17 protein-coding genes are annotated in these 20,538 nt (G+C 48.8%); 8 read left to right on the forward strand and 9 right to left on the reverse strand.

From position 1 onward, the window contains the following. The 5 genes from QZ323_RS11090 to QZ323_RS11110 all read right to left on the reverse strand — a co-directional run. A partial coding sequence (locus tag QZ323_RS11090) for a DUF362 domain-containing protein (protein WP_294634755.1) occupies positions 1–1,735 on the reverse strand: 1,735 nt, incomplete at its 3' end. Between the two features lie 78 nt (positions 1,736–1,813). Beyond that, positions 1,814–4,630 carry a glycosyl hydrolase family 28-related protein gene (locus QZ323_RS11095; protein ID WP_294634756.1) on the reverse strand — a complete coding sequence of 939 codons (2,817 nt, stop codon included), beginning with the start codon at positions 4,628–4,630 and terminating at the stop codon, positions 1,814–1,816. 23 nt (positions 4,631–4,653) lie between these two features. Then, complete coding sequence (locus tag QZ323_RS11100) at positions 4,654–6,051, reverse strand: polysaccharide lyase 6 family protein (protein ID WP_294634757.1); 1,398 nt, start codon at positions 6,049–6,051, stop codon at positions 4,654–4,656. Between the two features lie 216 nt (positions 6,052–6,267). Further along, positions 6,268–6,873, reverse strand: a complete 606-nt coding sequence (locus QZ323_RS11105; protein WP_294634758.1) for an OmpH family outer membrane protein — start codon at positions 6,871–6,873, stop codon at positions 6,268–6,270. 29 nt (positions 6,874–6,902) lie between these two features. Beyond that, positions 6,903–7,136 carry a hypothetical protein gene (locus QZ323_RS11110; protein WP_294634759.1) on the reverse strand — a complete coding sequence of 78 codons (234 nt, stop codon included), beginning with the start codon at positions 7,134–7,136 and terminating at the stop codon, positions 6,903–6,905. Between the two features lie 152 nt (positions 7,137–7,288). Here QZ323_RS11110 and QZ323_RS11115 point away from each other — a divergent pair, with 152 nt between their 5' ends. The 8 genes from QZ323_RS11115 (at position 7,289) to QZ323_RS11150 (ending at position 18,193) form a co-directional block, all read left to right on the forward strand. Beyond that, complete coding sequence (locus QZ323_RS11115) at positions 7,289–8,749, forward strand: aminoacyl-histidine dipeptidase (protein ID WP_294634760.1); 1,461 nt, start codon at positions 7,289–7,291, stop codon at positions 8,747–8,749. A 649-nt stretch (positions 8,750–9,398) separates the two neighbouring features. After that, positions 9,399–10,418, forward strand: coding sequence for a phenylalanine--tRNA ligase subunit alpha (pheS, locus tag QZ323_RS11120; RefSeq protein WP_294634761.1), 1,020 nt, complete (start codon positions 9,399–9,401; stop codon positions 10,416–10,418). Between the two features lie 97 nt (positions 10,419–10,515). After that, a complete protein-coding gene (locus QZ323_RS11125) occupies positions 10,516–11,712 on the forward strand; it encodes an MFS transporter (RefSeq protein WP_294634762.1) in 1,197 nt (398 codons plus the stop codon). Beyond that, positions 11,709–12,383 carry an endonuclease III gene (gene nth, locus QZ323_RS11130; RefSeq protein WP_294634763.1) on the forward strand — a complete coding sequence of 225 codons (675 nt, stop codon included), beginning with the start codon at positions 11,709–11,711 and terminating at the stop codon, positions 12,381–12,383. Before QZ323_RS11125 ends, nth begins: the two co-directional genes overlap by 4 nt. 88 nt (positions 12,384–12,471) lie before the next feature. After that, positions 12,472–13,731 carry a phosphoglycerate kinase gene (locus QZ323_RS11135; RefSeq protein WP_294634780.1) on the forward strand — a complete coding sequence of 420 codons (1,260 nt, stop codon included), beginning with the start codon at positions 12,472–12,474 and terminating at the stop codon, positions 13,729–13,731. A gap of 147 nt (positions 13,732–13,878) precedes the next feature. Beyond that, positions 13,879–14,973, forward strand: coding sequence for a porin (locus QZ323_RS11140; RefSeq protein ID WP_294634764.1), 1,095 nt, complete (start codon positions 13,879–13,881; stop codon positions 14,971–14,973). A gap of 19 nt (positions 14,974–14,992) precedes the next feature. Beyond that, positions 14,993–17,170, forward strand: coding sequence for a tetratricopeptide repeat protein (locus tag QZ323_RS11145; RefSeq protein WP_294634765.1), 2,178 nt, complete (start codon positions 14,993–14,995; stop codon positions 17,168–17,170). Between the two features lie 21 nt (positions 17,171–17,191). Continuing rightward, on the forward strand, positions 17,192–18,193 hold the full coding sequence (locus tag QZ323_RS11150) for a M20/M25/M40 family metallo-hydrolase (protein WP_294634766.1): 1,002 nt from the start codon (positions 17,192–17,194) through the stop codon (positions 18,191–18,193). A 1-nt stretch (position 18,194) separates the two neighbouring features. Here the strand turns inward: QZ323_RS11150 and QZ323_RS11155 are convergent, their stop codons facing one another. From QZ323_RS11155 to QZ323_RS11170, 4 genes are read right to left on the reverse strand one after another with little or no spacing between them, the layout of a single operon-like run. Next, the gene (locus tag QZ323_RS11155) at positions 18,195–18,776 is read right to left on the reverse strand and encodes a Maf-like protein (RefSeq protein ID WP_294634767.1); all 582 of its coding nucleotides are present in this window, start codon (positions 18,774–18,776) and stop codon (positions 18,195–18,197) included. 58 nt (positions 18,777–18,834) lie between these two features. Beyond that, positions 18,835–19,362 carry an HAD-IIIA family hydrolase gene (locus tag QZ323_RS11160; protein WP_294634768.1) on the reverse strand — a complete coding sequence of 176 codons (528 nt, stop codon included), beginning with the start codon at positions 19,360–19,362 and terminating at the stop codon, positions 18,835–18,837. A gap of 46 nt (positions 19,363–19,408) precedes the next feature. Then, positions 19,409–20,206, reverse strand: a complete 798-nt coding sequence (locus tag QZ323_RS11165) for a DUF2520 domain-containing protein (protein ID WP_294634769.1) — start codon at positions 20,204–20,206, stop codon at positions 19,409–19,411. Further along, positions 20,203–20,538 (reverse strand): hypothetical protein, encoded by a 336-nt coding sequence (locus tag QZ323_RS11170; protein WP_294634770.1) that lies wholly within the window; start codon positions 20,536–20,538, stop codon positions 20,203–20,205. The genes QZ323_RS11165 and QZ323_RS11170 overlap by 4 nt, the downstream gene beginning before the upstream one ends.

The raw sequence follows: 20,538 nt of genomic DNA on the forward strand, positions 1-20,538 counted from the left end.
ATTCTAAAATTGTTGCTGACCAACATGATTGTATTCGATTCGCTGAATAGTTACGTGAACCGCTTTTCGGAGAAGAGGCGGGATTGCGTCTTTTTCCCGCCTCTCCATCCGTAGGAAAACCTCCGCGCGCGAAGGCTCCGCACAAGCCGTGCCGCGAAGCGCAGGCTATCGGCGCAGGTAGACGAGTTCGATGCCCTCGTCCTTCCCCATGTTGCGGCTGTATTTCTTCTCTTCCGGATTGTTCCAATGCTCGAGCACGCCCAGACTGCCCACGCCCGTCCCTTTCGGGGTCGTAGAAGGTGTTGGACAAAGAGCGGTCGGCCAAAGCCGCCTCCACCAGGTACATGTCGCAATAGTCCACGTCCGCCATGCGCGGGAACTCCGAGCTGAGGAAGTCGATGCCGACCGCATCAATGGCCACCGGGTCTTGCGAAGCCAGGAGCGAGCAGGGCCAATCTCCGTCGAAGGGCGACATCCGCCACTTACCGGAAGGCGCTCCGTTCACCTTTTCCGACCCGTACAGGCCGTCGATCAGGAAGAGCATGGTCTTCCGGCCCAGGTCTTTATGGGCGATGTAGTCGGTGAACGTCATGTAACGCGGCTTCCCGCTACGGTCCTGATTGAAATTGTTATGCTGGTTCTTGCGGAAGTTGCGGTCGATGTCCGTCACGCCATACCAGTTCTTGGCGCAGAGCGTCACGCCCTGTCCGCCGTGTCCCTTCAGCAGGGCCATGTTGATCAGGTAGTCGGCCTCGAGCGCACAGTTTGCCAGCCCGCGCGCCAGGCGTCCGTTGTCCGCCGAGTAAGGGATGGCGTCGGCGGTGTAGGTCGATTTGACGCGTCCCCGTCCGCCTTCATTGTCCAGGTAGACCACGCGGGGGAACTCGGCATGGCACTTGTCGAAGAGGGCGTCGGTGATGAAGCGGCTCGCGTCGAACACCGTGATTTGCTCTTGCGGCACCCCGCCGTCGTTCACCAGGCTGCGGAGCAGGGCAAGCGTCAGGTGGGGGGAGGCATTCAGCTGCTCGCAGTCCGTGTGGGCGAAGGTGTTGTTCTGGTTCACCTTGATGGCTATCTTCTCCCCTTTCCGGTAGCCTTGCTTTCCCTTTCCATGCTGGCGGTTGAAGTAGGTGAAGAGGGCTTTCCAGGCGTCCTTGCCCTTCCGCTCGCCGGTCAGCGACAGGAGCGATTGTTGCAGGAGCCAGTCCGCGTCTTCTTGGCTGTTCCAGCGGTCTTCGAACCAGAAGCCTGTCCCCTTCTCCCAGGTTGCGGCTCCCGGCGCATGCGTCCAGACCACGCGGCCGGGGTAGATGCCTTTCGCCTCGCCCACCGGATTGTTCTTTCCCCATGCCATGCAGGGTTCCCGCACGGGGAGGACGGCTTGTGCCAGCAGGTCGGCACTGTTTTCTACCATCAGCAGCGTGCCGCACAGGCAGAATGCACCCAGTGCCAGCACTCCCGCCAGCACTCTCCGCCTGCGGAACGCCTCATTCATCTTGCGCAGGCTCACCCAAGCCCCCGTAAACGAGAGCAGGTACATGACGAATGCCGACATCAACGGCGCCGCCGCCTGCATGCACGGATAGCCGGCACGCGAAGGCTTCGGGATGACCCGCACCAGGAACCATATCGTCGAGAAAATACCAAGTCCCCAAAACAGGAATATTCTCATAAGCCGGGAAGTGTACTCGCCCTTCTCGGTCTTCTCTTTGAAATACAGATAAATTCGTTTCATTTCTCTATGTATTTATTTGATAAGAGCTTCTTTGCTACTGAATGATGACTTCTTCGCTATTTGATAAGAGCTTCTTTGCTATTTAATAATGACTTCTTTGCTGCGGAGTGTCTTCACATTCTCCTTGTCTGTGATGCCCTCTTTCACCTGCAAGCCTTGTATTTCCGCGCCGATGACGTCGTCCAGGACCACTGCATAGCGTCCGTCCCTCTGCTCGGCATCTACCTTGCAGCCGTCCAGCACGAAGCCCTTCACGTGGCGCGCCCAGAAGCCGAAAGAGGGCTGCGTCTTCAGGTCGCCCACATTGTATCGCCCTACCCCGATCTCAGGCGGACAAGCCTCCGCATCTTCCGACGGATGGCCGCCCTTCACGAGCAGGTTCACATCGTGGAACTCGACATGCTCGATATATCCCGTATGCCTGCCGTCGGGCATGCGGAACGTCAGTCCGCCCTCCACGTTCTTCGTGTCCGGCAACTTGAAACCGGCAATGATCGGCGTCGCCTTTGTCTGCGAACCGTCATACGCCTTCCAACGGTCGCCACGGAAGGAGCTTCCGCCGTAGACCTCGTCGATGTCCACCCCACGAATCACGATGTTCTCTACCTTCCCTATATTGGAATTGGTCACGAGCAACTCCTTGCGCACGCTTCCATTCTCGGTGAACGTGAAAGGCGACACATCGGCACCCAACACGCGACCCCGGTTAGAGATGGAGATGAAGAACGGGGCACGCGTACGCTTCATCACCGAACGGGAATGTATCGGGCCTGTCTTCCCGCTGTTCAGGTAGACGTTCTTGATGTGTCCCCCGTCGTTGGTGGAGATGGAGAACCCTGCCTTGTTGGCGCCCAATACGTAGATGTTGTCCACGTACAGGTCCTGAATGTCGTCCGCCGTCTCCGACCCTATCTGGAAGAGGTTGCAGTTCGTGTCTCCCACAATATTGCGTACGTGGTAGTTGTGTGCCGGACGCGTGAATCCCAAGGAGCAGTCCGAGCCCGGCTTGACGATGTCGTCCGAGCTGACGCGCGAGTAGATATTGGTTACCGTGACGTCGTTGCAGGCCATGAAGTCGTAGATGTCGCGGGCGTTGCGGGTGTGGTGCTTGGCAAAGTAGGTGTCGTGCACATGGATGCCATCCGTTCCGGTTGCCAGCAGTACGAAGTGCCCTCCCTGGTCGATGTGCAGCATGTTGCTTACGTCCGGGTTCTTCTTGCCGTCCGCCTCGATGTAATAGGGTTCGTCACGCTGCGGGTCGTACCACATATCCTTTCCCGTATCCCAACCGCCAATTTCCACGTTCGTGCAGAGTTTCAGGGAGAACATCTTGTCGCACCGCTTCTCGGGCGCGTTGTTCATGACCTTGTCCGAAGTGACCAGGTTGCCGTTCCCCGAAATGCGCCCCGTACCTACAATCTTCACATTGTCGATGCGCTCGCCGAAGAACATGGCATTGCGGAAATAGGTGTGTCCCACGTCTTGCTTCGTCAGGTAGTTTTCCGGATCGGCATAAGGGCGCGGATCCGTGGGCGAGAGTCCCGAGCGGTAGGCGCGGTCGCTGAACCACGTGGCTTCGGGGGCGTCTCCACCGGGCAGTCCCTGTATCAGGGCATCCGCGTCCAAGTGCAGCCACACGTTACTCCGAAGATGTACTGTCCGCACATTATACGTTCCCTCTGTGAAGCGCAAGATGCCGCCGCCCAGTCTGTTCGTCTCCAGAATGGCTCTGTTGATGGCGTCCGTATCGTCTGCCACTCCGTCGCCCTTCACTCCGAGGGTCTTGACGTCCTGCAGGCCGGAGTAGAACCAGGCGACATTGGATTCGCCCGCGTTATCTCCTCCCTTCACCAGCAACTTGAAGGCATACAAGTGGTCGGGCTGCAACCGGTTGGCCGTGGCGAAGTCGTCATCCGGCAAAAGGGTGGTCTTCACCGGTTCCCAGGTCTTTCCCTTGTCTGCCGACTGCAGCAGGGTGACCGATTCCGCATTGCGGGGAGCCGTCCAATAGAAGGAGATGAACGTCAGGTCCCGGTCTTTCTTATAAGTAAACGCCCGCAAGGTCTGCCGACTGAAATCCGAGACGGTAGTCACCCCTTTCAAGGTGGCCTTGGCAAGGGGGCTGTAAAGCTTTTCCGGCTCGGCAGTCACATAGCTTGCCTCGAAGGCGTAGTCTCTCTTGTCGGGCAGCGCTATTCCACGGAAACAAAGGCGGATATCCGGCCCGTTGGATGGGCGGAGGTCCAGTTCCCTGAAGATGAGCAGGGTGCCCTTTTTCCCCTCCTTACGGATTTCTACGTTGCCCACTTTCGTGTAAGAGTAGTGGGTTCCAGTCCGCCCGATGCTCTGCTTGGGCAGGTCGCGCAGCAATACATCTCCGCGCCCGATGACATTTACCGTTGTATTGTCCAGCGTCACGTCGATACATTCCGGCACACGGATGGTGACAGTGGTCTTCGGGCTGCGCTGTCCGGCGTAGAAGTCGAGTGTCAGGTATCCGGCAGTATTCACTGTCATGGCGCTACGGTCCAGTTCCAGCATCGGCAGCAATGCTCCCTTGCGCACTCCTATGGCAAGGCGCTTCGCGGCACTCCGCAGGTAGTCGCCACTGGCAGGCTTTCCTTCCGTCTTCTCCTTTCCTTGCGCGTTGAAGAGACGGAAAGCGCCCTCACCCGAACGCTCCAGCCGCTCTTTCAGTTCCGCTACCGAGGGCAAGGTGAAAACCAGCCCTTCATTTTCCGGTGTGTCTACCGTATAACGATATGTTGTACCCTCGAACAACAACAGGGAATCGCGCTTCATCTGCCAGGGATGCAGGTTTCCGCCTTGTATATGGCTTCCTGCCATTCCCAAACAGAGCGCAATCCATAAAAATCTCGCTTGCTTCATTCTCATATCCAATCGTATATCCTTTAATTTTATCGGTGTGTATCTATATAATTCACATTCTCCTTCATAGCCTCATACCACGCAGGTCCGGCAGCAAAAAGCACGGCATCCACCCGTTCCTTCTCCTTCTTCTCCAGCCCGACGGGAGCCGTCACGGCATCGAACCCGCTCTTTATCCGCTCGTAAGGAAGTGCCGAAAGGGAGGCTGCATCCGGAAATGCCCACTGATTGTCCAAGAACAAGAAACCGGGAAGTACTTCGTCCGCCTTCACGATCTTCAGTTCAGGCTTTTGCCCTGCCAGCAGGTTATGGGCGAAGCGTACGTTGCGAGGCATCTTGTCCCCATAGCCTGAGCCCAGCTCCAACGGACAGTTCAGGAAGGTATTGTAGGCAATATCCACATTCTCCACCCGGTGGTAAGAGGTCAGCGGCTCCTTTTTGACATCCGTCTCCGCCGTGGGCCGTTCATAGACGCCCACGCGCACCAGCAGGCCGAAGGCTGTCACCTCCTTAATATAATTGTCATACACCGTATGTCCCTGATTAATAATGCGGATGCCCGCCGTTCCGCGAAGCCCGTGCCCGATAAAGGTATTCGACTCAATGACGTTGTAATGTCCGTGCCGGCAGACCAATCCTCCTGCCGATTCATAGAACAGGTTTCTGCGCAATACATTGTGGCAGGACTTCACCGAGATGATTTCATTCTCGCCACTGCACCTGAAAAACACATTGTCTTCGACAACAGTCCGCGACTCCCACTGCGACGACCAGGAATGCCCAATGCGTATAATCTCCGCCCCGTTGCCTCCGTAAGGCTGGCGCTCGCCAAAGAAGTTATGGTCTATCAAGTGATTGTTCAGATGGCTGTCGGCGCTCAGCCAGACTTGCAGCACCAACCCGCCTACGCGCTTGTTGGCAAAATAGCAATGGTCTATCCGGTTGTTCGTGCCCCTCAGCCCGACCCAATACTCGTCCCCTTCCTTGGGACGCGTACCTTTTGCCGGATTATTGCACTCGTCAATCACGCAACCGGTCATACGGCAATAGGATGCTTCCGTGCCTTTCTCCTTTTGGAAATCAATCATATTATGCCCTATCGCCCATGCCTTATAAAAGAACAAGTCTTTCAGTTGCAAATGTTCTCCGTATATCTTCAAGTCCAGCCTGCCCGAAATGACCGCCTTGCCCGGATGCTCGGCACGCCAGGTTATTGGTTTGCCGAAAGTGCCCTTACCGGTGAAATGCACTTCCTCCAGATGTTCATACGTTCCATCTTTCAGTACGACCACATCTCCGGGCTGTAGTTTTCCACTGCCCAGCAACTGTTTCATTGCCGGTATGTCCTTCGCAGAGAAAGTGTACTCTGCGGCAGAAACCCCTAAAGAAATAAATAAGAATAAGAGAATACCAATTTTCTTCATCATGCTTTTCTGATTAGAATTAAAAAAAATCACCAGGCAAATGTAGAAGATAAAAATAGAAACAGAAACAGCAAATCCCCCTCCCAATGCATTTTGAGAAGAAACGACAAAAGATTGGTACGTTTTTATAAGCTCTGCCGACATAAAAAAACATCCCCTTGCAAGGTGAACTCACTCACGATGCAAGGGGATGCCCCTTTACTTAAAATAGAAACCTATTTATTGTTTTGCCGGAGAAGAATATCTTGCATTCAATCCTTCTACGATTTCTTTTGTAATGTCATAAATGCTATCCGCATAAAGCAGGTTATCGAAACCGGTATTGCTGATAATCATGCTGTATCCTTTTGTCTTGTTATACTCTTTCAGGAAAGCATTGATGGAATCTCTCAGCAACAGGCTGTTCTTTTCGTTCTCGCTCATCAGCTCCGACTGCAACTTGTTGCTCAGTGCCTGCAAGTCTTGCTCCAACTTGGCGATGCGGTTGTATTCCTGTTGTGCTCTTTCCTGTGAAAGATAGGCATTATTCTGATACTTTGTCTGGAAGTCTTGTTTCTGCTTGTCCAGTTCACGTGCCCGCTGATTCAGCGTCAGGCGGACATTCTCACTCTTCTTCACCATACCCTCATTCAGGTCAATGCAGAAATTATATTGTGACAGCAGCGTGTCTATCTCAACATAAGCAATCTTCATACCGGAAAGTTCACCTGAAGCTTGTCCTGACGCCGTTGCCGTTTGATTATCAGCTTTACCTGTACATTGAGAAAATAAAACGATAAGTGCAAGGGCAACCAAACCGTTCATGAGGTAGTTCAATCTCTTCATAACTTGTAAAAAATATAGTTTTTAAATTATTAATTCATACTATCATTTAAGGCCTTTTCCAATTCTTCTATCGAGAAACGGGGTTTGCGTTGCGCTTCCCGGTCTTGCGACTGGGCACATCCGATTCCACGCTCACGCATCGCCTTATTACCACTGACATGCCCGTTCGGGAACTTTCCGCCTTTCACAAAAAAGACTTTTACCCCCAATAATGCTATGCAAATAGCAACTATTAACAAACTTATCAATATTGTATCGAGCATTTCTACTAATTTTGTGGTGCAAATATAGGGCTTTGTATGGACTAACGCGCTTTTTTTACCCTAAAAAAAGAGATGCGGCAATAAAATAAGCGACCTATTTAACCATATTTAGCACTAAGAGGTTAAAAACAGACATTCATAAACTTATTGATATGGAAAATAATGAACTAAAACCGGCAGGGGTATTTCGTTACTTCAACGAAATCTGCCAAGTACCGCGCCCTTCAAAGAAGGAAGAGAAAATGATTGCTTACCTGAAAGCATTCGGTGAAAAACAGAATCTGGAGACTCTGGTCGACGAAGCCGGGAATGTACTGATCAAAAAAACCGCCACACCGGGTATGGAGAACCGGAAGACGGTAGTCCTGCAATCGCATATAGATATGGTATGCGAGAAGAACAACGACGTGCAGCACGATTTCCTCACCGACCCGATAGAAACCGTAATCGAAGGTGAATGGCTGAGAGCCAAAGGTACCACTCTGGGAGCCGACAACGGTATCGGCGTAGCCACCGAACTGGCCATCCTGGCGGACAACACGTTGCAACACGGACCGATAGAGTGTCTGTTCACCGTAGACGAGGAGACCGGACTGACCGGTGCCTTTGCCCTGAAAGAGGGTTTCATGAATGGCGACATCCTGCTGAACCTTGATTCAGAGGATGAAGGCGAACTCTTTATTGGTTGTGCAGGCGGAGTAGATTCCGTTGCCGAGTTTACCTATAAGGAAGTGGACGTACCTGCCGGATATTTCTTCTGCAAGATACTGGTGAAGGGACTGAAAGGCGGACACTCCGGTGGAGATATCCACCTGCAACGTGGCAATGCCAACAAGATACTGAACCGCTTCTTAAGCCAGACCTTCCAGAAGTATGACATGTATCTCTGCGAAATAGACGGCGGTAACCTGCGCAACGCCATCGCACGTGAAGCACATGCCATTATCGCCCTGCCGGAAGAGAAGAAGCACGACTTGCGTGCCGACTTGAACATTTTCGCAGCCGAAGTACAAGCCGAATATGCCGTTGCCGATCCGGACTTGCAACTGATTCTGGAATCGGAAGACGCCCACGCAAAAGCCATCGACAAAGAGACAACCAAACACCTGTTGCAGAGCCTGTACGCCTGCCCGCACGGTGTCTATGCCATGAGCCAGGACATCCCGGGACTGGTGGAAACGTCCACCAACCTTGCGTCGGTGAAAATGAAACCGGAAAACACGATACGCGTCGAAACCAGCCAGCGCAGCTCCACCGCCTCTTCCAAGGAGGATATCGCCAACATGGTGCGCACCGTGTTCGACATGGCAGGCGCCAAGGTATCCTTCGGCGATGGTTATCCGGGATGGAAACCGAATCCACACTCCGAGATTCTGGAGATAGCCGTGGAATCGTACAAACGCCTGTTCGGCACGGACGCCAAAGTGAAAGCTATACATGCCGGACTGGAATGCGGACTGTTCCTCGACAAATATCCGTCACTGGACATGATTTCCTTCGGTCCTACCCTGCAAGGAGTCCATTCGCCGGATGAACGGATGCTGATTCCTACAGTAGACAAGTTCTGGAAACACTTATTGGACATATTGGCAAATATTCCTGCAAAGCAGTAATGCCAGCCTCCCCCACCCCGCCCAAACGGGCGGAGAAAGGGGAATAGAATATAAAAGAGGAGGGTATCACCCAGTTTCGGTGTACTCTCCTCTTCTTACTATATCAACGACTCGATTGAAAGCGCATGAGAGTTATGAAATTTGGCTTGCAAGAGGGATAAATTTGGCTCATGATACGGATAAATTCGTCTCGTGAGCTGAAAAAAATCATCTCATGGGACGAATTTATCCGTATCACGAGGCAAAATTAGCCGTATCACGAGACAAAATTCGTTTCGAAACGTCTGAAGTTCACGTTTAAGCCGCCAAACCTCAGCTTTAGCATACTGAAACCTGAAGTCCATACCTCCTTCATAGTTCCGTGTGTAAAGCAAATCTGTACAAAGCCACCATAGTATATTTAAATATTCCCAAAGTTTAACAGTTCCTATTAGGACACGAAGATAGTACGGAGATCATACAAAGATGATCCATGCCTGACATAGAGTAGCCCCTCTAACCGACATCTGTCGCAGAAATCATCACAGTCAAAGAAAAACAAGACTAGCACTCATTTTCTTATCGGACTTTGCAACCGAAATCGTGATAAAATTATATCTTTGCACCGTTTTATGAATTATCCGGAATAAAATAATAAACAAAAACATATATGATAGCTAAAATCAACGAGCTTCTGCAGGAAGTGGAAGCACTGAAAGCTGCCAACGCCGAGGAGCTGGAAGTGCTCCGCATCAAATACCTCAGCAAGAAAGGAGCGATCAACGACTTGATGGCAGATTTCCGCAATGTGGCTGCCGAACAGAAGAAAGAAGTCGGCATGAAACTGAATGAACTGAAAAACAAGGCACAAGAAAAAATCAACGCCTTGAAAGAGCAGTTCGAAAGCCAAGATACGGGTTGCGATGACATTGACCTCAGCCGTTCAGCCTATCCGATAGAGTTGGGTACACGCCATCCGCTTACCATCGTAAAGAATGAAATCATCGACATATTCTCCCGTTTGGGCTTCAGCATTGCCGAAGGTCCGGAAATCGAAGACGACTGGCACGTGTTTTCCGCGCTGAACTTTGCCGAAGACCACCCCGCACGAGACATGCAGGATACGTTCTTCATCGAAACCCGCCCCGACATCGTGCTGCGTACACATACTTCGTCCGTACAGAGCCGCGTCATGGAAGCTTCGCAACCTCCCATCCGCATCATCTGCCCGGGACGCGTATACCGCAACGAAGCCATCAGCTATCGTGCCCACTGTTTCTTCCATCAGCTCGAAGCGTTGTATGTGGACAAGAATGTATCTTTCACCGACTTGAAGCAAGTGCTGTTGCTCTTTGCCAAAGAGATGTTCGGCGAAGATACAAAAATCCGCCTGCGTCCGTCCTACTTCCCCTTCACGGAGCCGAGTGCGGAAATGGACATCAGCTGCAATATCTGCGGCGGAAAAGGTTGCCCATTCTGCAAACACACCGGCTGGGTGGAGATCTTGGGATGTGGCATGGTGGACCCCAATGTGTTGGAAAGCAACGGTATCGACAGCAAAGTGTACAGCGGATATGCTCTCGGCATGGGTATCGAACGCATCACCAACCTGAAATATCAGGTGAAAGACCTTCGTATGTTCTCTGAAAATGACACCAGATTCTTGAAGGAATTTGAAGCAGCATACTAAAATAAGTTGAGAGTCGAGAATTGAGAGTTGAGAGTTGCTTGCTGTATAGCGTAGCCAAACTCTCAACTCTCAATTCTCAATTTTCAACTCTCTAAAAATGAAAGATAGACTTGTTACTCCCAGCTACTGTTTTATTCTTGCAGCCAATTTCTTGCTCTTCTTCGGTTTTTGGCAACTGATACCGGTGTTGCCTTTTTACCTGTCCGAAGCATTCAGTACGGACAATTCGACAATCGGTATTATACTTTCCTGTTATACAGTAGCAGCATTATGCATACGCCCTTTCTCCGGATACTTTTTGGACAGTTTTGCACGTAAGCCTTTGTATCTGCTGGCTTACTTTATCTTTATGAGTATGTTTGCGGGATATATCATCGCCAGTTCGCTGACGCTGTTCATCCTGTTCCGTATCATACAGGGATTCTCATTCGGCATAGTAACCGTAGGCGGCAACACGGTGGTCATTGACATCATGCCTTCGTCCAGACGCGGCGAAGGGTTGGGATATTACGGGCTTGCCAACAACATAGCTATGGCGGTAGGCCCGATGTTCGGCTTGTTCCTGCATGACGCAGGCATGAGTTATACTACCATTTTCTGTTGCTCACTGGGTTCCTGCATGGCTGGTTTCGTCTGTGCCAACTTGGTGAAGACGCCTTATAAACCGCCAATGAAACGGGAACCTATATCACTCGACCGCTTCATCTTGCTCAAGGGTATTCCGGCAGGCGTCAGTTTGCTGTTGTTATCTATTCCCTACGGTATGACAACAAACTACGTAGCTATGTATGCCAAACAAATAGGCATCAATGCCACCGCCGGTTTCTTCTTCACTTTCATGGCAATAGGCATGGCCATTTCGCGTATATTTTCCGGTAAACTCGTGGACAAAGGAAAGATCACCCAAGTCATTTCTGCCGGACTTTACCTCGTTGTATTTAGCTTCTTCCTGCTTTCGACATGTGTGTATCTTGTCGACTGGAACATGATGTTGTGTAATGTCGCTTTCTTTGCTGTAGCCTTGTTGTTGGGAGTAGGTTTCGGAATCATGTTCCCTGCTTACAACTCCCTGTTTGTCAACCTCGCCCCCAACAACCAACGCGGTACCGCCACCTCCACCTATCTGACTTCGTGGGACGTGGGCATCGGAATCGGAATGCTGACAGGGGGATACATTGCAGAAATCAGTACTTTCGACAAAGCCTACTTGTTCGGAGCATGCCTCACCATCCTGTCCATGTTCTATTTCAATGGAAAGGTTACCCCACATTACCATAAAAATAAATTAAGATGAGAAAAAAAGAACGTTACGAGAAGATACTTTCCTGGTTTCGGGAGAACCGCCCCATAGCCGAAACAGAGCTGCACTACAACAATCCGTTCGAGTTGCTGATAGCCGTCATTCTTTCTGCCCAATGTACGGACAAACGGGTAAACATGATCACCCCGCCACTATATCGTGACTTTCCCACCCCAGAAACCCTTGCAGCCAGCACTCCTGAAGTCATTTACGAATATATAAAGAGTGTGTCCTATCCTAACAATAAGGCTAAACACTTGGTGGGTATGGCCAAAATGCTAGTAAAGGACTTCGACAGTCAAGTGCCCGACACGCTGGAAGAGCTCGTGAAACTGCCCGGTGTGGGCCGAAAAACAGCTAATGTAATCCAGTCCGTTGTATTCAACAAAGCGGCAATGGCAGTAGATACCCATGTATTCCGCGTCAGCCACCGCCTCGGACTGGTGACAGCATCCTGCACTACCCCACTCAGCGTAGAAAAGGAACTGGTAAAGAACATTCCGGAAGCCGATATCCCCATCGCCCACCACTGGCTGATCCTGCACGGACGCTATGTCTGCCTCGCTCGTACACCGCAATGTGACAACTGCGGTTTACAATTGATGTGCAAATCTTATTGCGAAAAGTATAAAGTAAGCAAAGAGAAACCTAAAGGCAAAGAATAAATGATGCTTTCATAGCAAAAAAAAGAAATAAATAGTAACTTTGCGCACACTAAAAACAGATTAATAACACTTTTAAATAAAATAGAGTATTATGACAATTGATCAATTCAACTTTGCCGGTAAAAAGGCATTCGTCCGTGTAGACTTCAATGTACCCTTGGACGAAAACTTCAACATTACAGATGATAACCGTATGCGTGCCGCCCTTCCCACGCTGAAAAAGATTTTGGCTGACGGTGGCAGTATCATCATCGGTTCACACCTCGGTCGTCCAAAAGGTCCGGCTGACAAGTTCTCACTGAAACACATCCTGAACCATCTTTCAGAGTTGCTGGGTGTTGAAGTACAATTTGCTAACGACTGCATGGGTGAAGAGGCTGCTGTGAAGGCTGCTGCTCTGCAACCGGGTGAAGTGTTGTTGCTCGAGAACCTTCGTTTCTACGCAGAAGAAGAGGGCAAGCCCCGCGGTTTGGCTGAAGATGCTACGGATGAAGAAAAAGCAGCAGCCAAGAAAGCTGTCAAAGAAAGCCAGAAAGAATTTACGAAGAAGTTGGCTTCATACGCAGACTGCTACGTGAACGATGCTTTCGGTACCGCACACCGTGCACACGCTTCTACAGCACTTATTGCCAAATACTTCGACAAAGACAATAAAATGTTCGGCTACCTGATGGAGAAAGAGGTTAAGGCTGTTGATAAAGTACTGAACGACATCAAACGTCCATTTACTGCCATCATGGGTGGTTCTAAGGTATCTTCTAAAATTGATATCATCGAAAACCTTTTGGGTAAGGTAGACAACCTGATTATCGCAGGTGGTATGACCTATACTTTCACCAAAGCTATGGGTGGAAAGATCGGTATCTCTATTTGCGAAGACGACAAACTTGACCTGGCTCTCGGTCTGTTGCAGAAAGCAAAAGAAAAAGGTGTGAACATGGTACTGGCTGTAGATGCCAAGATTGCTGATGCTTTCTCTAACGATGCCAACACCAAGTTCTGTCCGGTAAACGAGATCCCCGACGGTTGGGAAGGTCTGGATATCGGTCCTAAGACTGAGGAAATCTTTGCAGAAGTGATCAAAAGTTCCAAGACAATCCTGTGGAACGGCCCGACTGGCGTATTCGAATTCGACAACTTCACTCACGGCTCACGCGCAGTAGGCGAGGCTATCGTAGAAGCTACCAAAAACGGTGCTTTCTCACTCGTAGGTGGAGGTGATTCTGTAGCTTGTGTAAACAAGTTTGGCTTGGCTAGCGGCGTTTCCTATGTTTCTACAGGTGGTGGTGCATTGCTTGAAGCAATCGAAGGAAAAGTTCTTCCGGGTATCGCAGCTATCAACGAATAAGAATAAGAACATTAAACTGGCACCGGATCCATGATCCGGTGTAAAGCCTGATACAAATGACACGGATGATACAGACAATTATAAAGGTTAGTCTGCGTTATCTGTGTCATTCTATATATTGAAAAAGACACAATAGCAATTTTTATAATGAAAATCATTCGACCTATACTGTTTTTCGTGGCTTTGGCAATGACGGGAAACATCTTTGCACAAAATAATTTAGGAAAACAGGCCAAAGAGGACTTTTTGCAAAAGACCTCCTTCGGCGGATATGTCATAGGAAAGGCTTCTGCCAACGACCAAGACATATATGGCAGTAACAAAAGCCATACAAACTTCGATTTACGTTTAGCACGTCTTTACGTAGACGGCAAAGTGCTCGACTTTAAATACAAATTCCAGATGGAGATGAACGGTGTGAGCGGCACTTCAAAAGAGAAAGGACCACGTATTGTCGACGCTTGGGCGGAATGGGTACGCTATAAGTTCCTGAACATACGCTTCGGACAATTCAAACGTGCTTTCACATTTGAAAACCCAATGAATCCTTGGGACATAGGCTTCGGCAGTTACTCACAGCTGATTGACAAGTTGGCGGGAATGAACGACCGTGTAGGCGAACACAGTAGCAATGGACGTGACATCGGACTACAACTGCAAGGTGACTTCCTGCCAATAGGAAAAGACAACCATAACTTTGTCCACTACCAAGTGGGAGTATATAACGGACAGGGCATAAACCATAGCGACGAGAATCGTTCAAAGGATATCATTGGGGGAGTCTATGTCTATCCGGTCAAGAATCTTGCAATTGGCGCGTTCGGATGGACCGGTGAATACAGCAAGAACGGAATAAACGTGGATCGCAATCGTATGGCAGTCGGCTTGAAATATGAGGCAGATTGGACAGTACGCGCCGAGTTTGCCGTAAGCGAAGGCCACAAGGTGGACGACTATGAAAGCGACGGCACACTGAAAAACGGAACGAGCGACAAGGCCGATGCCTGGTACATTGCCGTAGGCGCACCTCTGAGTAAAAAATGCAAAGTATATGCCAAGTGGGATGTATATCGCGACAACAAGGAATGGAACACACAAAAGTCGCTCTACTGCCTGTCCGCAAACTATTACTTCTGTAAGAACCTAAAGTTGCAAGCCAACTATAATTATACATGCGACAAGACAACTGCAGGCGACAGCCACTACAATACTGTAGACCTGCAACTCTATTGGCGCTTCTAACCAACACCCTGGAGCATAGATGAATATCCAAAGCATACAAGAACAATATCAACTGATAGCCCAATTACTGGAAAGCAAACGGCTGGGAGAGGCACTCACCCAGCTGGATGCTTTCTTGCAATCGGGCGGCAACTGGCAGCTTAGCAACAAATTGGAACAAATAAAGCTCTCCTACCAATACATGTTGCAATATATGAAACAAGGGACAACCGATCCGGAACGCCACAGGTTATACCAACAACTATTGACCGAAACTTGGGAAATAGCCGACCAGACACGCCTGACCCTGCTGGATGAGGTATCAGACCACTACTATCACTCTTTACGGAAAAATGCGAAATGGTATCCGAAAGAATATACGCTCCCTGTCTTACAGCGTATCTTGGAAGGTTTCGCAGACGAAATGGCCGTATCGCAACTGGACAACTACAAGAAAGTGGATGCCATACTGAAACGACATGAGGAGATTGTAAAAATGATATTCCTTACCACATGGAGCAATAGTAGTTGGACAGCGGAAGAGAAAAAACAGGCAGAAAATATGCTCCGTTCGGAAACCATTCCGGTCGATGCCGTCTGCATTTTTGTCAGTGCCGTCACCCTTAGCCTAATGGAATGCTTTGACGAACGTAAGCTCCACTGGTTGCTTGATGGAATAGGACACAGCGATCCGCAAATAAATCAAAGGGCGTTAGTAGGGCTTGTCATCATTCTGAATCTTTACCCCTCACGCCTAGCATTTTATCCAGAACTTATGGCACGCATATCGCTCTGCAAGGAAAACCCAAATTTCAGCAGACAACTGACCCACATATATATCCAACTGCTTCGCAGTCAAGATACGGAAAAGATTAATAAAAAAATGCGGGAAGAAATCCTCCCCGGAATGATGAAAAGCGTGAATATCATGCGCAACATGAAATTCGACTTTGAGGAAATGGATGAAAACGACTTTAATCCGGAATGGGAACAAGCCATATCACAATCAGGATTGGGAGACAAGATACGGGAAATGAATGACTTACAGTTGGAGGGAGCAGACGTATACATGAGTACTTTCGCACAACTCAAAGGATTTCCTTTCTTCAAAGAGCCACATAACTGGTTTTATCCTTTCAACAAGGTGCATTCCAGCGTCATCCATCAAGTCGGGCTGGGGAAGTCGGACAAGGTGTCTGTCCTCTCCATCGTCCTGCAATCGGACTTCTTCTGCAATAGCGACAAATATTCGTTCTGCTTTACTATCGCAGAGATACCCGAAGCACAACGGGATGCCATGTTACAGCAATTGTTCCCTCAGGAACAAGACATTACCGTAGAAGAGTTGAACAAAACGGGCAAGGCACGGGAAGAAGTTATCAGTAACCAATATATCCACGATTTGTACCGCTTCTTCAAATTGAGCCAACGTCGGGAAGAGTTCCGCAATATCTTCAAGGAAGAGATAGCGCTGCACCGGAATCCCGTACTGAAAGATTTCTTCAGTACTCCCACACAATTAGCCGGCATCGCCGACTTCCACTTCACAAAAGAGCATCTGGTAGAAGCTTTAGAGATTTATCAATTGTTGATTGCCAAGCAACAAGCCAATGCTGATATTTTCCAAAAGACCGGTTTCTGCCTGCAAAAGGAGAAACGATATGAGGAAGCCATAGATGCCTACCTGAAAGCCGACGTGCTGAAACCGGAGCATTTATGGACACTCCGCCACCTGGCCACCTGTTACCGGCAAATGAAGGACTTCGATGTAGCCTTGAAATATTATCGGCGGGTAGAAGGCATACAGCCAGAGAACCGGAACATATTGTTCTATATCGGTAGTTGCTTGACCGAACTGAGGCAGTATGATGAAGCACTACAGTATTTCTTCAAATTGGATTTTCTGGAGAATAACTGTATAAAGGCATGGCGTGGCATCGGTTGGTGTTCATTTGTCAATGGAAAGCACGAACAGGCCATGAAGTATTATGATAGGATTCTCAGCGGAAAGCCTTATGCCACCGACTACCTTAATGCCGGCCATGCGGCATGGGTCTTAGGGCATATAGAAAAGGCTGCCAGACTGTATGGTAAGGCTATGGCAGAAAGCGGTAGCAAAGATACTTTCTTATCTACATTTGAAAAAGACCGGGAAATCTTGCTCAAGCAAGGAATTTCCGAGGAGGACATTCCGCTGATGCTGGATATAATCGAATAAGAAAACATCAATTAAGATTAGATGAAAAGGTATTGCATTTTCTATATCGTTTGTGTTTTCAGCCATTTGGCGATGCATGCCCAGTCTCCTATAGAAAAAGGACTAGGCAGCATCAGCCAGGCATCGGCCGAAGCTTATATCGGTTTTCTGGCACACGATGAACTGCAAGGACGTGAAGCTGGATATCAGGGTTCAAGGATAGCTGCCCAATACATAGCCTCGTTACTGCAAATCATGGGCGTAGAACCATTAGAAGATAGTTATTTCCAGCCATTCGAGGCTTACAGAAAGGAACGACAAAAAAGAGGACTATGGGAAGTAAACCCAGACTCAATAGTCCTGTTAAAAAAGGAAGTCCACCAGAAACTGAGCATGGCAAACGTACTGGGCATGATTCCCGGTCAGAAAACCGATGAGTATGTCATTGTAGGAGCACACTTCGACCACTTGGGAGCCGATGTAGCTTTGGATGGCGACCGGATTTATAATGGTGCTGACGACAACGCATCCGGCGTATCTGCCGTCTTGCAGATAGCACGGGCATTCCTTGCCAGCGGAAAACAACCGGAACGGAATATTATCTTTGCCTTTTGGGATGGAGAAGAAAAGGGATTATTGGGTTCCAGATATTTCGTACAGACTTGCCCTTTTATCTCGCAAGTAAAAGGGTATCTCAATTTCGACATGATAGGACGCAACAACAAGCCCGCCCAACCTATGCATGTCGTTTACTTCTATACGGAGGCCAATCCAGCCTTCGGCAGATGGCTGAAAGAAGACATCAAGAAGTATAAACTGAAACTGGAACCCGATTATCGGCCGTGGGATAATCCCATAGGCGGTAGCGATAATGGTTCTTTTGCCCGAGCGGGTATTCCCATCATTTGGTATCACACTGATGGACATCCTGATTATCACCAGCCTTCCGACCACACTGACAAACTGAATTGGGAGAAGATCGTAGAAATAACAAAGGCGTCCTTTCTGAACGCCTGGAACTTGGTTTATGAAGAGAAGTATTGATCTACACCTCCAGTAACTCCCTGTATAGTTTCTGCACCGGAAGTCCCATAATGTTATAGTAACTGCCAGAGATATTTTCCACACCGATAAAGCCGATCCACTCCTGCACCCCATAGGCACCGGCTTTATCCATAGGCTGGAACTTATCTACATAGTAAGCCATTTCTTCTTCACTAAGCGTAGCGAAACGCACCTCGGTCTGGGCCGAAAAGCTTCGCTGCCACTCGGTAGTCGTAATACATACACCCGTAAAAACCTCATGGACACGTCCCGACATCTGACGCAGCATCCGTAAAGCATCTTCACGATCTGCCGGCTTTCCCAAGACTTGTCCATCCAACCATACAATGGTATCTGCCGTAATAATCAGCTCGCCAGGTTGCATTAGCGCAATGTATGCGTTTGCCTTTTCCTTCGCTATGTACAACGGTATATCCGCCCCTTGCAAGTTCTCCGGATAAGACTCATCCACATCCGGCAAGGTTCTTACTTCATAATCTACTCCCAAACCTGCCAGCAGTTCCTTCCTACGGGGAGAATTACTGGCTAATATCACTTTATATTTCTTCAGATTATCCAACATACTCCTTTTGTTTTTTTCTATCATCAATACTTCCTTTCTACCATCGGACACTAACGATCTACCACTCAAATGCCTTATCGTCCATCCACATACCATGAACTTTCAGTACCTGTTCCACTACATCCCTGCCACATCCGTAGCCGCCATTTGCATGGGAAATATAGCGTGAAACCGACTTTACCTCCGCAGAAGCATCCTTGGGACAACAAGGCAGACCGCATTCACGCATGATTTCAATGTCTGGAATATCATCTCCCACATACAATATCTCTTCGTCTTTCAACCCATGACGGTCACGGAAATCACGATAATCATGGATTTTAATAAAAGAAGACATATAAATATCATCTACCGGAATGCCCAAAGTCATGAAACGCTTGCGTACTGCTTCAGAACGTCCACCGGTAATGATACCTAATATCAGACCTTGTTTCACGGCAAGATGTATGGCGTATCCGTCTTTGATGTTTATTGTACGCATAGGCTCTCCTTCGGCACTGATCGGTATGACATTAGCACTCAAGACACCGTCCACGTCAAAAACCAAGGCTTTTATTTTTTTTAAATCGTAATTAATGGTACTCACTTTTTATTCTTTTTATCATGAATATCAGGGTTCTCTTTGGATCCAATCACTGTTTGTTCTTCAATCGGTGAATGTTCTGGCTGATCCAACGGTAAAGTTCCTGCATCTCTGGTTCATCTGACAGCATGGACAGATGCTCATTGATTACATTCTCATCATAACGGACGGCCGGTCCTGTCTGCGCTTGTTGCGGTTCCAGTTCATGCACCTTACGTGCGGTTTCATCTATCAAAGGCAACATCACATCAAACGGGATATCATATTTCTTCAACAGATCGGCAGCCAATGTGTACATGTGGTTTGTAAAATTACAGGTAAATACAGCTGCCAGATGCAGGTTCTTCCGCTGTTCGGAAGTAGCCTCATAAACCTTCTCTGAAAGCACAGAAGCAATAGCTTTCAGGAGTTCGGTATCTTCCTGAGAATTACTCTCAATAAAGAAAGGTATGGCACGGAAATCCACAATACGCTGTTTACTGAATGTCTGCATAGGATAGAACACACCATAGCGGGAGACTTTCCCTTCCCAAATGTTCATCGGGATACTTCCAGCCGTATGAACCAGTAAGGCATCTCCTTTACCAGCAACAATCGCAGGTAACAACTGTACGAAAGCATCGTCTTTCAATGAAACGATATAAAGCCGACCTTCTGCCGACACTTCTGAAAGTTCAGTGGTATATCCTGCTTCCACTGCTTGGGCTAAAGTACGGGCAGCCTCCACCGTACGACTATATACCTGCACTATACGGAAACCGTTCCGATACAAAGCCATAGCCAAATTTGTCGCCAGATTTCCCGCACCGATAAAAATAATCGGCGTATCTTGCACACTTCTTTTCATCTTGTAGCCAACCAATATAAGATAACCCCCAAAAGCAGCAGAGCCAATGGCAACAAATAGGCAGACATAGTGCCAAGCAACGCGGTTATCAATCCGAAGTTCAATATTAACCACAAGCCTATCAACACCAGTCCGACCGATTTATCATGCTTGAAAAGAAGGAATATGATCGCCGTATACAACAGAAAATTGTCTTTATTCATCACCCACGGCAATCCCAAACTGGAGAAATGAATCAATTTGTCTATCAAATAAAGTATACCGAAAACGATCAATGTAATAGCTGTAGCTTTGTAAGTATCGCGATTATTGTTTGCTTTTGCTGCGCTCAC

It is taken from the genome of uncultured Bacteroides sp. (assembly GCF_910585845.1).
Classification (GTDB): Bacteria; Bacteroidota; Bacteroidia; order Bacteroidales; family Bacteroidaceae; genus Bacteroides.

Coding starts and splice junctions, on each gene's coding strand:
- QZ323_RS11095 (WP_294634756.1), bottom strand. CDS start 4,630: ATGAGAATGAAGCAAGCGAGATTTTTATGGATTGCGCTCTGTTTGGGA.
- QZ323_RS11100 (WP_294634757.1), bottom strand. CDS start 6,051: ATGATGAAGAAAATTGGTATTCTCTTATTCTTATTTATTTCTTTAGGG.
- QZ323_RS11105 (WP_294634758.1), bottom strand. CDS start 6,873: ATGAAGAGATTGAACTACCTCATGAACGGTTTGGTTGCCCTTGCACTT.
- QZ323_RS11110 (WP_294634759.1), bottom strand. CDS start 7,136: ATGCTCGATACAATATTGATAAGTTTGTTAATAGTTGCTATTTGCATA.
- QZ323_RS11115 (WP_294634760.1), top strand. CDS start 7,289: ATGGAAAATAATGAACTAAAACCGGCAGGGGTATTTCGTTACTTCAAC.
- pheS (WP_294634761.1), top strand. CDS start 9,399: ATGATAGCTAAAATCAACGAGCTTCTGCAGGAAGTGGAAGCACTGAAA.
- QZ323_RS11125 (WP_294634762.1), top strand. CDS start 10,516: ATGAAAGATAGACTTGTTACTCCCAGCTACTGTTTTATTCTTGCAGCC.
- nth (WP_294634763.1), top strand. CDS start 11,709: ATGAGAAAAAAAGAACGTTACGAGAAGATACTTTCCTGGTTTCGGGAG.
- QZ323_RS11140 (WP_294634764.1), top strand. CDS start 13,879: ATGAAAATCATTCGACCTATACTGTTTTTCGTGGCTTTGGCAATGACG.
- QZ323_RS11145 (WP_294634765.1), top strand. CDS start 14,993: ATGAATATCCAAAGCATACAAGAACAATATCAACTGATAGCCCAATTA.
- QZ323_RS11150 (WP_294634766.1), top strand. CDS start 17,192: ATGAAAAGGTATTGCATTTTCTATATCGTTTGTGTTTTCAGCCATTTG.
- QZ323_RS11155 (WP_294634767.1), bottom strand. CDS start 18,776: ATGTTGGATAATCTGAAGAAATATAAAGTGATATTAGCCAGTAATTCT.
- QZ323_RS11165 (WP_294634769.1), bottom strand. CDS start 20,206: ATGAAAAGAAGTGTGCAAGATACGCCGATTATTTTTATCGGTGCGGGA.